The organism is Marinomonas sp. AWM4_232, assembly GCF_056158325.1.
The window spans coordinates 155644-169715 of sequence record NZ_JBSWTA010000001.1 but is presented as its reverse complement, the minus strand read 5'-3'; the positions used below and the strand labels follow the sequence as shown (position 1 = coordinate 169715).

General features: G+C 46.1%; 14 protein-coding genes. 7 read left to right on the top strand and 7 right to left on the bottom strand.

Going from position 1 to position 14072, the window contains the following annotated elements; all coding sequences use genetic code 11:
- Window positions 1-36 precede the first annotated feature (36 nt).
- A complete protein-coding gene (locus ACXAC1_RS00785) occupies window positions 37-936 on the bottom strand; it encodes a homocysteine S-methyltransferase family protein (RefSeq protein ID WP_475057677.1) in 900 nt (299 codons plus the stop codon).
- 296 nt (window positions 937-1232) lie between these two features.
- On the opposite strand from ACXAC1_RS00785, the gene ACXAC1_RS00780 reads away from it, so the two are divergent.
- The 4 genes from ACXAC1_RS00780 to ACXAC1_RS00765 all read left to right on the top strand — a co-directional run bounded on the left by ACXAC1_RS00780 (window position 1233) and on the right by ACXAC1_RS00765 (window position 4734).
- A complete protein-coding gene (locus tag ACXAC1_RS00780) occupies window positions 1233-2042 on the top strand; it encodes a transporter substrate-binding domain-containing protein (RefSeq protein ID WP_475057674.1) in 810 nt (269 codons plus the stop codon).
- 71 nt (window positions 2043-2113) lie between these two features.
- The gene (locus ACXAC1_RS00775; RefSeq protein WP_475057671.1) at window positions 2114-3061 is read left to right on the top strand and encodes an amino acid ABC transporter permease; all 948 of its coding nucleotides are present in this window, start codon (window positions 2114-2116) and stop codon (window positions 3059-3061) included.
- A complete protein-coding gene (locus tag ACXAC1_RS00770) occupies window positions 3054-3803 on the top strand; it encodes an amino acid ABC transporter ATP-binding protein (protein ID WP_475057668.1) in 750 nt (249 codons plus the stop codon). The genes ACXAC1_RS00775 and ACXAC1_RS00770 overlap by 8 nt, the downstream gene beginning before the upstream one ends.
- Window positions 3804-3843: 40 nt before the next feature.
- Complete coding sequence (locus ACXAC1_RS00765) at window positions 3844-4734, top strand: LysR substrate-binding domain-containing protein (protein WP_475057665.1); 891 nt, start codon at window positions 3844-3846, stop codon at window positions 4732-4734.
- A 74-nt stretch (window positions 4735-4808) separates the two neighbouring features.
- On the opposite strand, the gene ACXAC1_RS00760 is transcribed toward ACXAC1_RS00765, so the two are convergent.
- The 3 genes from ACXAC1_RS00760 to ACXAC1_RS00750 are packed head-to-tail and all read right to left on the bottom strand — an operon-like array spanning window position 4809 to window position 7151.
- Window positions 4809-5120 carry a putative quinol monooxygenase gene (locus ACXAC1_RS00760; RefSeq protein ID WP_475057662.1) on the bottom strand — a complete coding sequence of 104 codons (312 nt, stop codon included), beginning with the start codon at window positions 5118-5120 and terminating at the stop codon, window positions 4809-4811.
- 15 nt (window positions 5121-5135) lie between these two features.
- On the bottom strand, window positions 5136-5939 hold the full coding sequence (gene dkgB / locus ACXAC1_RS00755) for a 2,5-didehydrogluconate reductase DkgB (protein WP_475057659.1): 804 nt from the start codon (window positions 5937-5939) through the stop codon (window positions 5136-5138).
- 30 nt (window positions 5940-5969) lie between these two features.
- A complete protein-coding gene (locus ACXAC1_RS00750) occupies window positions 5970-7151 on the bottom strand; it encodes an MFS transporter (protein WP_475057657.1) in 1182 nt (393 codons plus the stop codon).
- A gap of 97 nt (window positions 7152-7248) precedes the next feature.
- Between ACXAC1_RS00750 and ACXAC1_RS00745 the strand changes: the two genes are divergently transcribed.
- Together ACXAC1_RS00745 and ACXAC1_RS00740 are read left to right on the top strand one after the other, a co-directional pair.
- Window positions 7249-8151: a LysR family transcriptional regulator gene (locus tag ACXAC1_RS00745; RefSeq protein WP_133560257.1), complete on the top strand. Its 903-nt coding sequence runs from the start codon at window positions 7249-7251 to the stop codon at window positions 8149-8151.
- Window positions 8152-8247: 96 nt separating this feature from the next.
- Window positions 8248-8895, top strand: a complete 648-nt coding sequence (locus ACXAC1_RS00740; RefSeq protein WP_273102569.1) for a DUF2959 domain-containing protein — start codon at window positions 8248-8250, stop codon at window positions 8893-8895.
- A 50-nt stretch (window positions 8896-8945) separates the two neighbouring features.
- Here ACXAC1_RS00740 and ACXAC1_RS00735 read toward each other — a convergent pair whose 3' ends face one another.
- Window positions 8946-10277 carry an IS4 family transposase gene (locus ACXAC1_RS00735; RefSeq protein ID WP_475057654.1) on the bottom strand — a complete coding sequence of 444 codons (1332 nt, stop codon included), beginning with the start codon at window positions 10275-10277 and terminating at the stop codon, window positions 8946-8948.
- A 166-nt stretch (window positions 10278-10443) separates the two neighbouring features.
- On the opposite strand from ACXAC1_RS00735, the gene ACXAC1_RS00730 reads away from it, so the two are divergent.
- On the top strand, window positions 10444-11367 hold the full coding sequence (locus tag ACXAC1_RS00730) for an LpxL/LpxP family Kdo(2)-lipid IV(A) lauroyl/palmitoleoyl acyltransferase (RefSeq protein ID WP_475057651.1): 924 nt from the start codon (window positions 10444-10446) through the stop codon (window positions 11365-11367).
- A gap of 47 nt (window positions 11368-11414) precedes the next feature.
- On the opposite strand, the gene glpD is transcribed toward ACXAC1_RS00730, so the two are convergent.
- A complete protein-coding gene (gene glpD / locus ACXAC1_RS00725; protein WP_475057648.1) occupies window positions 11415-12938 on the bottom strand; it encodes a glycerol-3-phosphate dehydrogenase in 1524 nt (507 codons plus the stop codon).
- Window positions 12939-13167: 229 nt separating this feature from the next.
- Complete coding sequence (locus ACXAC1_RS00720; RefSeq protein WP_475057645.1) at window positions 13168-13932, bottom strand: DeoR/GlpR family transcriptional regulator; 765 nt, start codon at window positions 13930-13932, stop codon at window positions 13168-13170.
- Window positions 13933-14072 lie beyond the last annotated feature (140 nt).

The window sequence follows — 14072 nt, the reverse complement described above, 5'->3', positions numbered from 1 at the left end:
GATAGAGCTTTGTTTTTAATAATTTATCAACAGACGTTACAAACGCTTAGCAAGCGCGGCAATATGATCTGGGCCAATGCCACAGCAGCCGCCGATCAGTGTCGCACCCAGCTCGCACCATTTCTCAGCCCAAACTAAGTAAGACTCTGGTGTGAGGTCGGCACGCAATTCATCTAAGCCGTCGTTAGCCGTTGCGTTTTTAGGCTGTGGAGGAAACGCGTTGGCGTAAGCACCGATCTGAAGCTCTGTATTCATTTCTGCTAAGACTTGTTTGGTCAGAGCAATTGCATCGGCGATGATTTCAGGTTGGCAGCAGTTAAACAAGATACCATCGACACCTGCTTCAGCCATGGCTTTCACTGCTTCAACAACCGTTTCCCCAGAGCGTAGGCAAGGCTCAGGGGTTGGTTCTGAATCTTCAAGAGTGAAAGACACCCAGTAAGGTTTTTTCTCGCTGTCTAGTTCGTCAACCAGCTTCTTCATTAACAAGGTTTCTGCTAATAAGCTCTGAGTTTCATTCAGCCAAAGGTCAACATATGGTGCTAACGCTGTGATCAATGGTCGAGCGATTTCTTCCGCACGTTCCGCTTCATATAAATCAGCACGGTATGAACCGAAAAGCGGCGCAAGAGAGCCGGCAATTTTTACATCTTCGCCGCTTTCCGCAACCGCTTGCCTTGCAACTTTGGCAGAATCAATCGCCAATTCTACAGCGCGCTGTTTAAAAACCTCTTCACCAATGTGAAACGGTACGAGAGCGTAACTGTTGGTCGTGATAACACGAGAACCTGCCGCGATAAACGCTTTATGTACGTCTTTTACGATCTCAGGTGCTTCCATCATGGCCAAGGCAGACCATTCAGGTTGTTTGAAAGGCGCACCGCGTCGTTCTAGTTCGCGGCCCATGCCGCCATCAAGTATGGTGATTGTCGTCATGATTGTATTCCTAGCAAGATTTGATTGGCGCTCATTCTAGCGAGGTCAATCCGGAAATAAAATCGCATTAATTACTTTTAAAGGGTCAAAAGTACGTTTTTATGACTATAATGGGCAGAGAATCAATCAAATGCTGTCTAGCCATTAAAATACTTGGGTCTTAGGGCTGGATCCTGTCGATACTACTTCTTTTTAGTTTTGGGTATATTTAGTCCCCCTTACAGGTCTCTCTAATAGGCGCAGTGGTTTACCACTGTGAGAGTGCCTTCAAAACAAAATAGATGATGAGGAATGACATGAAACTAGGTTTCAAGAAAGCACTGGCTGGCTTAGCTCTAGCAGGTTCAATGTTAGGCGGCAGTTTCGCCAACGCGGCGGATTCAGCGATCGATAACATCCTTTCAACCGGTGAGTTAAAAGTGTGCTTTGAAGCTGGCTACATTCCTTTTGAAATGAAAACCAAAGATGGTCGTTTTATTGGTTTTGATATCGACATCTCAAAACATATGGCACGTTCTATGGGCGTGAAATTTGTCCCTGTTAACACTGCTTGGGACGGTATTATCCCTGCCTTACAAACCGGCAAATGTGACATCATCAACGGCGGCATGGCCATTACACCTGAGCGTAATTTAAAAGTGATGTTCGCTGACACTTACCTAGAAATGGGGCAAACGGTATTAGTCACGCCAGAAGTCGCGGCACAAATTGATAGCTTCCGTGATTTGAATGATCCTAAGTTCCGATTGGTTTCTCAAATTGGCACAACCGGTGCGATGGCAGCAAAGAAATATTTCCCTAATGCACAGTTAGACCTGTTTGAAACGTCGGCAGACTCTGTTCTTCAGGTGAAAAATGGTAAGGCGGACGCATTTGTTTATGACCTACCATACAATGCCATGTATGCGGCGCAGAATAAGGAAGGTGTTGTGCATTTAGACGAAGCCTTTACCTACGAGCCGTTAGGTTGGGCTATCCGTCAAAATGATATAAATTTCATCAACTTCTTAAATAACTATCTTGTTCAGATTAAGAAAGACGGTACTTACGACCGTATTTACGATAAGTGGTTTAATTCAGATGCTTGGGTAGATAGCATTCAGTAAACGCTGAATCGATAAGCGAGACATACCAAGAGCCTAACATGTTAGGCTCTTTTTCTATAAAAAGAGACATCATGCAGACATCATCACGCCGCTGGTTTGGCCACGGCTTATACCTTGTCATCATGGCCGCTTTAATAGCTGGCGTGTATTTTTCAGGACAGAAAATCAACTACAGTTGGCATTGGGAGCGCTTATGGCCTTATGTCATTAACACTGAGCCGCAGGACATTATTGCCCAAACCGATGGGACTGCAGTGGTCAGTTCTTCCGGTCAGCTAAGTATCACCCCTGACTTTGGCGGTTCGCCTCAGATCGTTCCTGAATATGATAAGTTGGTGGCCCGTGATGGTGACTTGATCTTTCAAGGGGACACAATTGCCCGTATCGAAGGCTGGCGCTTTGGACCGATTGCCGAGGGTTTATGGGTCACTATTAAGATCTCTTTTTTATCGCTGATTTTTTCCATTCTTCTTGGAATTATTTTTGGCTTGATGCGTGTGGCCCATGGCCAAGTATGGCGCAATTTGGCAGTGACTTACGTAGAAGTCATCCGTGGCACGCCTTTATTGGTGCAGATATTCATCGTCTACTTCTTTATCGGCACCGTGTTTGATCTCGACCGATTTACAGCGGGCGTTGCGGCATTATCGATTTTCACCGGAGCATACGTTGCTGAAATCGTTCGCGGCGGTATTCAATCCGTGCCCCCTGGTCAAATGGAAGCGGCTCGCTCGTTAGGGATGAGCTATGCCAAAGCGATGATCTATGTAGTGATGCCACAAGCCATCAAACGAACGCTACCGTCTCTGGCTGGACAGTTCATCAACTTGATCAAAGACTCGTCCTTGGTATCGGTGATCTCGATTACCGACTTGACTAAGGCTGGCCGAGAAGTAGTCAGTGGCAGCTTTGCGCCATTTGAAGTGTGGTTTACGGTCGCCGCATTATATTTGCTGGTGACAGGTAGCTTATCTTGGGCCATCCAACGACTAGAAAAGAGGTTAGCTGCCAGTGACTAAGTCCATCAAACAAGAAGTGTTAATTCAAGCGCGAGACGTGGATAAAGTCTTTGAAAATGGCTGCCACGCGTTGAAAAACGTATCGCTCGACATTCACCGTGGTGAAGTCGTGGTAATCATCGGTCCGAGTGGCTCAGGTAAGTCTACTTTTCTGCGTACGCTTAATCAGCTCGAGACCATTAGCTCTGGTCGAATTGAAATTGACGGCGTGCATTTGGCGGATAAAAGCACTGACATCAACAAGCTTCGAGAAGAAGTGGGCATGGTGTTTCAATCGTTTAATTTGTTTCCGCACAAAACAGCACTAGGCAATGTCATGCTGGCGCCACTAAAGGTACTGAGGCGTGATAAAGCTGAGGTAGAGCAAGAAGCTAAAGACTTACTTTACCGAGTCGGATTGCATGAGCGCATGGAGCACTATCCATCACGTTTATCCGGTGGTCAGCAACAGCGTGTTGCCATCGCTCGCTCTCTTGCTATGAAGCCTAAAGCACTGCTTTTTGATGAACCAACCAGTGCCCTAGATCCTGAAATGGTCGGAGAAGTGCTGGATGTCATGAAAGGCTTGGCCAAAGAAGGGATGACTATGGTCGTGGTAACTCATGAGATGGGCTTTGCCCGTGAAGTGGCCGATCGAGTGGTCTTTATGGAAGAGGGCGAGCTAGTACTTGAAGAATCCCCAGAGCGTTTCTTTAATTCTGAACACCCGCGCTTGCAACGTTTTCTAGGTCAGGTACTCTAAGCGCCTTTCTAATCGAAACGGTCGGCGCTTGGGTGCTTTGATGAATGAGAAAACACTTCCCCCATTAAACTGGTTACGCACCTTCGAAGTCTCTGCACGCAGTTTGAACTTTACCAAAGCTGCCCAAGAACTACATCTAACGCAAGGTGCGGTCAGCCAGCAAATTCGCTTGTTAGAGCGTCATCTTGGTGTCGCCTTATTTAAGCGCTTGCCACGCGGTTTAACTTTGACCGATGAAGGCATGTCTTATCTGCCTGTGGTCCAAGATTCTATTTCTCGCCTAGCCGCCGCCACCAATGAACTGTTCAACTCGGATCAGCGCACGCCAGTAAAAATTCGTGGCAGTTTATCCTTCTTTGTTCATTGGTTGGCACCGCGCTTGGCGGAGTTTAACCAGTTACACCCAAACATCGACATTCGCTATATCAGCTCCCTATGGGTGAAAGACACCGATGCGGACGATGACTTTGAAATTCGTTGGGGCAATGGCCAGTGGTCCGGTTATGTATCTCAGCGCCTAAGCTGGGATACTTTATTTCCTGTCTGCTCACCAGAGCTTATGGAACGAGAAGCGATTGAAAATCCTAGTGATTTAGCTAAAACCACCTTGCTGCATGTACTTGGTTACGAAGAAGGCTGGGGCTATTGGTTATCGATGATCAATGAGGATCAGGTCGATCCTTCTCGCGGTATGCAACTGGATACGTTATTGGCGTCGTTGCGTCTAGCAGAGCTTGGCGTAGGGGTAGCGTTGGCACGTTCATCCATGGTGGAAGATATGCTCGCCGATGGTCGATTAGTGGAACTGTTTGATCAACGTATCCCTGCTAGTGAGTCTTTCTATTTGGTGCGCAAGTCAGGCACAGACCTGTCTCATGAAGCGATGTTGTTTTTTGATTGGTTAGAGCGTCAAAGTCGAACTTCCGTTTAGCTCAGCGAGATTTTTCATAAGAAAAATCGCCCTAAAAATATCAATTAATAGGGCGATTTCTATTCACCTAGCCGTTACGCTAACGGCTCAAAAACGTTAATGCTAACAGCTTCCACTAAGTCTTCCGTTACTGCTTTATAGCGCAGAAAATGCCCTGTTTCTAAATGGCGCTTTAAATGTTCTTCAGATGCCCACTTTTCAACAAGGGTTAAGCGATGTGGATGGTTTGTTACTTCCATGCCTAATGCATTGGGCCTTAACGCCAGTGGCGTATACTCTAGGCAACCATCTTCTAGCAGCACCTCGGGACGAATAGCCAGAAGCTCCGTTAAGATGGCTTGTTTGCAGTCAGGTTTTGCGTCAATTGCTGCGATTACGTGAATCATATTTAACGACCTCTATTAGTCCCATTTAGGAGAAAAGTCTGGGTTTGCAATGCGCTCGTTGGCTTCAAGTCCAGCGATTCGTTGCATGTCTTCGTTCGTCAGTGCTAAATCGAATGCAGCTAAATTAGCCTCTTGATTTGCGCGTTTGGTGGAAGATGGAATAGTAATAAACCCTTGCTGTAACTGCCAAGCAAGCGCCACATTCGCGACGGAGGTTTGGTGAGCTTTGGCAATGGACTGTAACACTGCATCTTCCATGACTTTACCGACAGCAAGAGGCATGAAGCCAGTTACACGAATATTGTGTTGCTGGCAGTAGTCAATGACCTGACGATTTTGCAAATAGGGGTGCACTTCGATCTGGTTGGTAAATATTGCTCCCTCACCTAATTGTTGAATGGTTTGCTCCAAATGTTGGATGGTGAAGTTAGAAACGCCTATGTGTTTGGTTAAACCCTGTTTTTGAGCCTGAGCTAAGTCATCAAGATAAGAGGTCAAAGGAATCTTGTTAGTCGCATCAGGCCAGTGAATAAGCAGAAGATCTACCTGGTCAATCTGCAATTTGGTTAGGCTCTCTTGAACACTCTTTAAAAAGTGCTCAGTAGCTAAATTGTCGAGCCAAACTTTTGTTGTGATAAACAGCTCTGAGCGATCAATGCCACTGTCAGCAATGGCTTGACCAACTTCAGCTTCATTACCATAAATTTGTGCGGTATCGATATGGCGGTAGCCAACTTCCAATGCAGACTTTACGGATTGATATGCGATGTCGCCTTCTAGACGAAAGGTGCCAAAACCAAGTGATGGGATCGTATTCATAAAATGCTCCTATTAATGTAATGATAAGGGTTAAAGTGCTGCTTGAGCAGAGGTTTGACGCTGATCCAAAGATCCAGAAAAGCGGGTCAGTATGAGTGCAATGACAACAATGATGGCGCCAATCCAAGCGGTGTCCATGAGAGACATGCGCTCAATAATGACGCCGCCAAGAATCGAGCCTAAAGCAATGCCTACGTTAAAGGCGGCGATGTTTAAACCAGATGCCACATCCACGGCGTTAGGTGTGTATTTCTCTGCCAATTGCACAACATAGACCTGAAGGCCTGGTACATTGCCAAAGGCAAAGGCTCCCCAAACTAAGATCGTCAGTACCGCTGCCACAGAGTTGCTTGCGGTAAACGTGAACACTAGAAGAACGGCAGCCAGCGCAGTAAAGATGTAGCTCAAAGCTTTGATTGGTCCCAAGCGGTCTGCCAAACGACCACCCCAGATATTGCCGAACGCAACAGAGACGCCATAGACCAGCATGATCAGCCCTACAGCACTGGCATCAAAACCTGACACCTGCTGCAAAATAGGCGCAAGATAAGTGAAGGCAGTAAAAGTGCCGCCGTAACCAACCGCTGTCATGGCATAGACCAGTAATAAACGTGGTTGAGTCAGAACACTAAGCTGCTGTGAGATACGCGCAGGGGCTGATTGCTTTAAGTTTTTAGGGATCAATAAAGCACTACCGATCAGTGCGATAAAGCCAAGAACAGCAACCACCATAAAGGTCGCACGCCAACCAAAGTTTTGGCCGATCCATGTGCCTAGCGGCACACCAGTTACTAGAGCTACGGTAAGACCGGTGAACATGATGGCAATAGCACTGGCTTCTTTATCTTTACTAACCAACCCCGTTGCGATGGTTGAGCCGATAGAAAAGAACACACCGTGAGCAAGACCGGTAAGGATGCGGGCTGTGATCAGTGAGCCGTAGCTAGGGGCCATCCAAGCCAGCACATTACCAATCACAAATAATGTCATGACCGAAAGTAAGACATGTTTTCTGGGCCAGCGACCAGTCAGAGCGGTTAATACCGGGGCGCCAATGGCCACGCCTAAAGCGTACAAGCTAACCAACAAGCCAGCTGAGGGCAAGGACACACTAAGGTCTTGAGCGATAGTAGGTACCAAACCGACAATAACGAACTCGGTCGTACCAATCGCGAATGCACTGAGGGTCAGTGCCAGTAGAGCAATGGGCATTTCAATCTCCAGTTGAGGTTATGTTGAACTTGCGTGTCAGTATGCCCAATGCTATTTTTTGCAAAAACAGCATCAACAACAAATTACTTTTACAAAAATGACAATAATTTCTCGTAACGAAGATCTCGAAATTCTTCTCACGGTAGTGGATAGTGGCAGTTTTTCTTCGGCTGCACGGATTCTAGATATTCAAGTGGCGAAAGTGTCTCGTGCCGTCAGTCGCCTTGAAAAAGAATTGGATAGCACGCTATTAAACCGAACGACTAGAAGGCTTGAGTTAACGGAAGAGGGACGTCAGTTCACCCAGCAAGTACGCCTAGGCTTGCAACAACTCGCTGCTGCAGAAGAGGAATTAAAAGTACTAAAAGGCATTCCTGCGGGACGCTTGAGAGTTGATGCAGCAACACCTTTTATCTTGCATCAACTAGTCCCCCACGTGGCAGGCTTTCGCGAACGCTACCCGCAGGTGGAGCTGGAGTTGGTGGCAAATGAAAATATCATAGATTTGATTGAGCGCCGCACGGATTTGGCTTTTAGGATCGGTTCGCTTAAGGATTCAAATCTGCATGCGCGATACTTTGGCAAAAGCCCTTTGCATGTTGTCGCATCGCCAGAGTATCTTAATCGCTATGGTGCTCCACGAGTGCCAGAAGACTTGCTAAAACATCAGGTGTTGGGGTTTACCGATGCCCCTCATTTGAATCGTTGGCCGCTTTCTTCTGCAGTGACTCTGCGCCCAACTTTGCATTGCAGTAGTGGTGAAACCATGCGCCAACTATGCCTTGCAGGACAAGGTTTTGCGTTGTTATCTGAATTTATGATTATGCAAGATTTAAAAAGTGGCCGTCTCATCAAAGTATTGGAGCAAGACACAGTTAGCCCGAATGAGCGGGAGCCCGTGCATGCGGTGTATTATCGCAATACCACACTTGCCAGCCGAATAACGGCTTTTCTGGATTACATGTCTGATAGGATAAGCCTCAGTATGGAAGATTTATAATGATACCTAATATGAAAGCTGGGCTGCGAAAGGTTGTAATCCTTGTTAACAGTCGAGACAATATTCAACAGATAACGGATCGATAAGGAAAAATATATGAAAGGTATGGTCGTTAAAACCATGGGTGCAGTGTTGTTGATGTCATTAGCTGGCTGTCAAACGGCCTACTATGGTGCCATGGAAAAAATTGGCATTGATAAGCGAGACATCTTGGTGGATCGAGTTGAAGATGTTCGTGATAGTCAAAAAGACAGCCAAGAAGAGTTTCAAACAGCTTACCAGCGTTTGGTGGTGTTGACCGATTTTGATGGTGGCGATTACGAAGACATTTACAACGATCTAAATGACGATTATCAAAACAGTAAAGCCGCGGCGGAGCGTGTATCGAAAAAAATCGATAACGTAGAAGAGGTCGCTAACGACTTGTTTGATGAATGGGAAGACGAGCTCGATCAATACACGAACAGTAAGCTACGCCGTGCAAGTGAAGACAAACTGAACGCGACTAAGCGTCAGTTCAGCCAAATGCTTCGCAGTATGCATCAAGCGGAGTCTAAAATGGCGCCAGTACTGGCAACCCTGAATGATAATGTATTGTATTTGAAGCATAACCTGAATGCCGCTGCGGTTAGTGCGATCAAGGGCGAGTTCGCAAGCCTAAGAACTGACATTTCAGGTCTGATTAACGAGATGAGTGAAGCGATTAAAGAATCGGATGAATTCATTGCAACTTTGCAGCAATAACTCCTTTTAACCTTAGTGCTTCTCATAAAGCCCCTATATGGCAATGCTGTTCACTTAAGGGGAGCAGCATTGCGATTCACCGGATAACGGGTCTTGTTTATCTTTACCGTCCTAGGTCTAGAAGGCCTAGAACGGTAGTTTATACACAACTCTCCAATACCTGATCTTAGGTGAGCTAAGCGAGTTCCTGTCTTTGATACTGGTTGTGCTTGTGCCATCACAATGAGCTGACTCGCAATATAGCAGTATGCCGCCTTAAAGCTTATTTCACTTGGGGATTTCTGATAAGCAATGGCTACTTGCCCTGCTTCACGCCTTACAACATTGTAGGCTAGTAATAAACTCCAAACCTCCTGATAAATCAGTTCCACCTTCTTGCTTCTAAGAGTGAGAGCATTATTGTTCATTGAGCTTTTGATATCTCTAAAGCCTAGTTCGATTTCCCAGCGCTCATGGTATAACTTGCTCACCATTTCTGTATTGAATTTCGCATAGGGCAAGGAAGTATAAACCGTCTTCTCAACCTTATTGATTTCATAAGTCACAGCGCGGACATCCCAGTATTCAGGTAGGCTTGAATTGCGTTTTCTAGCCTGATCTGAGACCTTCATGCGCAGTAATCTATCCCGTGAGTTGTACTGCTCAACCTCCTCATAAACCAATCCCTTACGAGCAGGGATTAACCAATGGCGATTGTCATTGTCACGATTGATGCTGAGCAAAAGGTCGGCTCCCCAAAAACCTTTATCTAGCAGTGTTACAGAGTGGTCAGGGATACGAGATACAAAGTTCTCAGCCATTCGAATTTCACCTTTGCGATAGGGACTGATTTGGGCATCAAGCATGATGTGAGACCTTGTATTCATAAGACTGACTAGCCTTAGCATAGGATAAGGTGTTTGACGGTTAGTCGAGGTGTTACCAGACCCAAAGTGCTCTCGTAACTCGGGCGTGTCAGGCGTTCGGAACAACGCACCATCAACAGCGAAAACTTGCAATCCATTCCAGTCATCTGCTGGGTAACGCTCACTTCCCCAGTGATAACCTGTTTTGCGAAATAACCACTCAAGAGGCTGGGGACCTAACCGCTGGCGAGCGGAAGAAATGCCACTTTTTGCTAGTAAACAGTCATTAGCCAAGCCTTGGGAGCAGATGTTTAAACGTCGTGCCACATCAGCAATAGGTTCATCTCTGAAGAGCGACATGCCTAACACTAACCAAAGCACCTGATCTGATGGTAATCGCCGCCTACGAATGGTTGCACTCTGAGTGAGCGTAAGGGCGGATTCGACCCATTCAACAGGGATGTTTTGAGTAAAAGTACTTTGGTCTGAGAATTGGTGTAGTTCGTCGATTTCAAGCAAGGTTTGGTGAAGAGGCATAAAAAAATCCAGTAGCCTGATGGTTACTGGATTTTAACTAATTATGCTGTTTTTTTCTTAAGTGAACAGCATTGCCCTATATGGGGCTTTATTTGTCTCTACGAACTCAAAATTTTACGCAAGATACGTTAGAATGGCGGCGAATTTTTAATGGGTGTAATAAGACGTGGTAGAACAAGCGCAATTCTCTAAGGCATTGCTCCATCCCAAACATTGGGGACTTTGGTTCGGTATCGGTTTAGGACGTTTAGTGTCCATGTTGCCGTTACCATGGCAGATGGGACTGGGTAAACTTATCGGTCGTCTGATCATGAAGTACGCTAAAAGCCGAGTCAGAACGGCGAAACGTAATTTAGAGCTTTGTTTTCCTGATGCGAGCCCAGAAGAGCGCCACGATTTATTAGTCCGTAATTTCGAAGAAGCTGGTAAAGCTATTTTTGATACGATCTGTGGTTGGTGGTGGTCTGATGAGCGTGTGCAACGCCATATGACCATCAAAGGCCAAGAGCATGTTCAGAGCACGTTGGACAATGGGCAAGGCGTCATCTTGTTTGCGGTGCATTGTTTACCACTGGAAATGGGAGCGCGTATCTTTGGTCAGTTTAATCCTGGTGTTGGGGTGTACCGCCCGCACAACAATCCAGTGATGGAATATCTACAAGTTAAAGGCCGTTTGCGTTCGAACAAAGCTTTGATCCCGAAAAAAGACATGCGACAAATGGTGCGAAGCTTACGCGCGCCAGATGTTATTTGGTACACCGCAGACCAAGACTTCGGTCGTTCAAGTGCTGTGTTTATCCCATTCTTTGCTGTGCCGGATGCGGCGACTATCACTGGCGGCACAACATTGGCGAAACTTGGCAAAGCGAAAGTGCTGCCATTCTTTGTGGAGCGTAACGCTGACGACAAAGGCTACAATATAGAAATTGGCGCGCCATTAGAGAATTTCCCAGGTGAAAACGAAACGGTGGACGCTATCCGCGGCAATCAAATTATTGAAGAGTTAATCAGCCGTAATAAAGCGCAATACATGTGGCTGCATCGCCGCTTTAAAACTCGCCCTAATGAAGGCGATCCTTCAGTTTACTAGTGAATAAAGAGTGCTGAGAGCACTCTTTTTCATTTTAACTATCTGGTTTAAGCGATTTGTTCGCTCATCAGTATTTCGTCGTTTGCCAGCTCACTTTTCAAGTAACTTTCTAAACGAGCACATTGCTCTGTCGTGAATTCCAGTCCGAGTTTAGAACGGCGCCATAAGATGTCTTCGGCTGTTCTTGCCCACTCATGCTCCATTAGATAGTCGACTTCTTTTTTATAGAGGTCTTGGCCAAAGCACTCGCCCAAATCACTCACTGAAGTGGCTTCACCCAATAGAACATAGGCTTGAGTACCGTAGCTTCCTGTAAAGCGCTTTGACTGCGCTTGAGTAAGGAATGGAAACTCTTGTAGCAGCTTCTGTGCGAAGGCCAGATGGTCATTGCTCATATCGCCGCCAGGCAGTGGGTGTGCATGGGTCCATTCTTTGCCCATATTAGGGTAATACTCTTTTAGATCTTTCATGGCTGATAACGCCAGTTGACGATAAGTCGTGATCTTTCCGCCAAAGATGCTTAACAATGGTGCTTTTCCGTGGTCATCTTCCACATGAAGCGTGTAGTCACGGGTGACCGCTGAGGCGTTAGACGACTCATCGTTAAGTAGTGGGCGAACCCCTGAGTAAGTCCAGACGATGTCCTTTTTAGACAGCTGGGTTTTAAAATGCTGATTGGCCACATCAAGAATGTAATCCGTTTCGGCATCACTAATAGACACATCTTTTGGATCGCCATGGTATTCTTCATCTGTAGTGCCGATCAATGTGTATTGATCTCGGTAGGGGATGGCAAACACGATACGCTTGTCAGCGTTTTGCATGATAAAAGAATTACTTTGCTCAAACAGCTTCGGCACAACAATGTGGCTGCCTTTGATCATTCGAATGCTGTAGGGTGCTTTACGCTCTAGCTTCGATTCAATAAAGCTCGAAACCCAAGGACCTGCGGCATTGACCATGCCATCCGCTGTAAAACGTTGGCTTTCGCCCGTTTCGGTATGAACCACGTCGATTACCCAAACACCGTTTTCACGCTTAGCCGACTCACAACGGGTGCGAGTCATGATCAGGGCGCCGTGTTCTCTGGCACTCATGGCGTTGGCAACGACTAAGCGTGCGTCATCAACCCAACAGTCTGAGTATTCAAACCCCTGAGAAATGTCCTGTTTAAGAGGGCTGTCAGCGCCATACTTTACGCCTTTTGAGCCAGGTAACATTTCGCGCTTGCCAATATGGTCATAAAGGAAAAGACCAAGGCGGATTAACCAAGCAGGGCGAAGATGAGGGCGGTGAGGCATTTGAAAGCGCATGGGAGTCACCAGATGAGGCGCATTCTTTAGCAATACTTCACGCTCGCTTAACGCTTCACGTACCAAACGAAATTCGTAATGCTCTAGATATCTTAAGCCACCGTGAATCAGCTTGCTGCTAGACGAAGACGTAGCGTTGGCTAAATCGTTCATTTCACACAGCGCTACCGATAAGCCTCTGCCTGCTGCATCAGCTGCTATGCCTGCACCATTGATGCCGCCACCGACAATGAAAAGATCAACGTGTCTGTGGGTCATGCTCAGTCCCTCTCGAATACATTTATAAGTTTGAATGTGAACTTTTATTTTCGAAAATGAAAATAATTGTTCGAATACTAGAACTAGATGTTCGCTTTGGCAAGCTGATTGATTAAAAAATTATCAAACAAATGTGACAGTTGTTGAACGTGAGGCTTTGAAAAGGAGGAGAGGTGTTCAGAATGGAAAAGGCTTGTGACAGAGTAAGAAAGCGTGAACTGTGTCAGGATTACTCACACAGTTCAAATTTTACCGAGTGTTCTTTTAATAAGGCTTTAATAGATTTTGGGGGTTCTGCATCACTGAATAAGCGATCTACCTGGGTGATATTGCCTAAGCGCACCATGGCACTACGGCCAAATTTCGCATGATCGGCTGCCAGAAAGACTTCCCGTGAGTTGGAGATAATACTCTGTGCGACACGTACCTCTTGGTAATCGTAATCTAATAGAGAGCCATCTTCTTGATCAATGGCACTGATACCAATGATACCGTAATCCACGCGAAACTGATTTATGAAGTCTACCGTGGCCTCACCAATGATACCGCCGTCTCGGCTACGAACCGTTCCCCCTGCAACAATAACGTTGAAGCCTTCTTTGGTACGCAGGATCGACGCAACATTGATGTTATTGGTAATGATCTTTAGGTTATGGTGCTGCAGTAATGCGCGAGCCACTTCTTCAGTTGTGGTGCCGATATTAATAAACAAAGAAGCGCCGTTTGGGATTTCTTTGGCGATGTGCTTAGCGATCTGTTTTTTAGCATCGAGCTGTAACGCTTGGCGTGTGTTGTAATCTACATTCGTAGTAGAAGACTCGCAGCTAGCACCGCCATGATGGCGACGAATGATGTTTTGGTCGGCCAGCGTATTGATATCACGACGAATGGTTTGAGGGGTCACATTAAACTGCGCTGCCAACTCTTCGATAGAGACGTAACCTTTTTCGCGAACGACTTTAATAATCTGATCTTGGCGTGTCATCTGGCCCATGCCGATTCAAACTCCTCAATAGTTGCTTGCTAAAGCAAACGAATATGGTTTTAATACAGAATATTCGAATTTGAACATTTATGTTCGGTTAACAAAAATAACAACGTATTCATCGCCATCCCATTGGATAGTGATGTTTT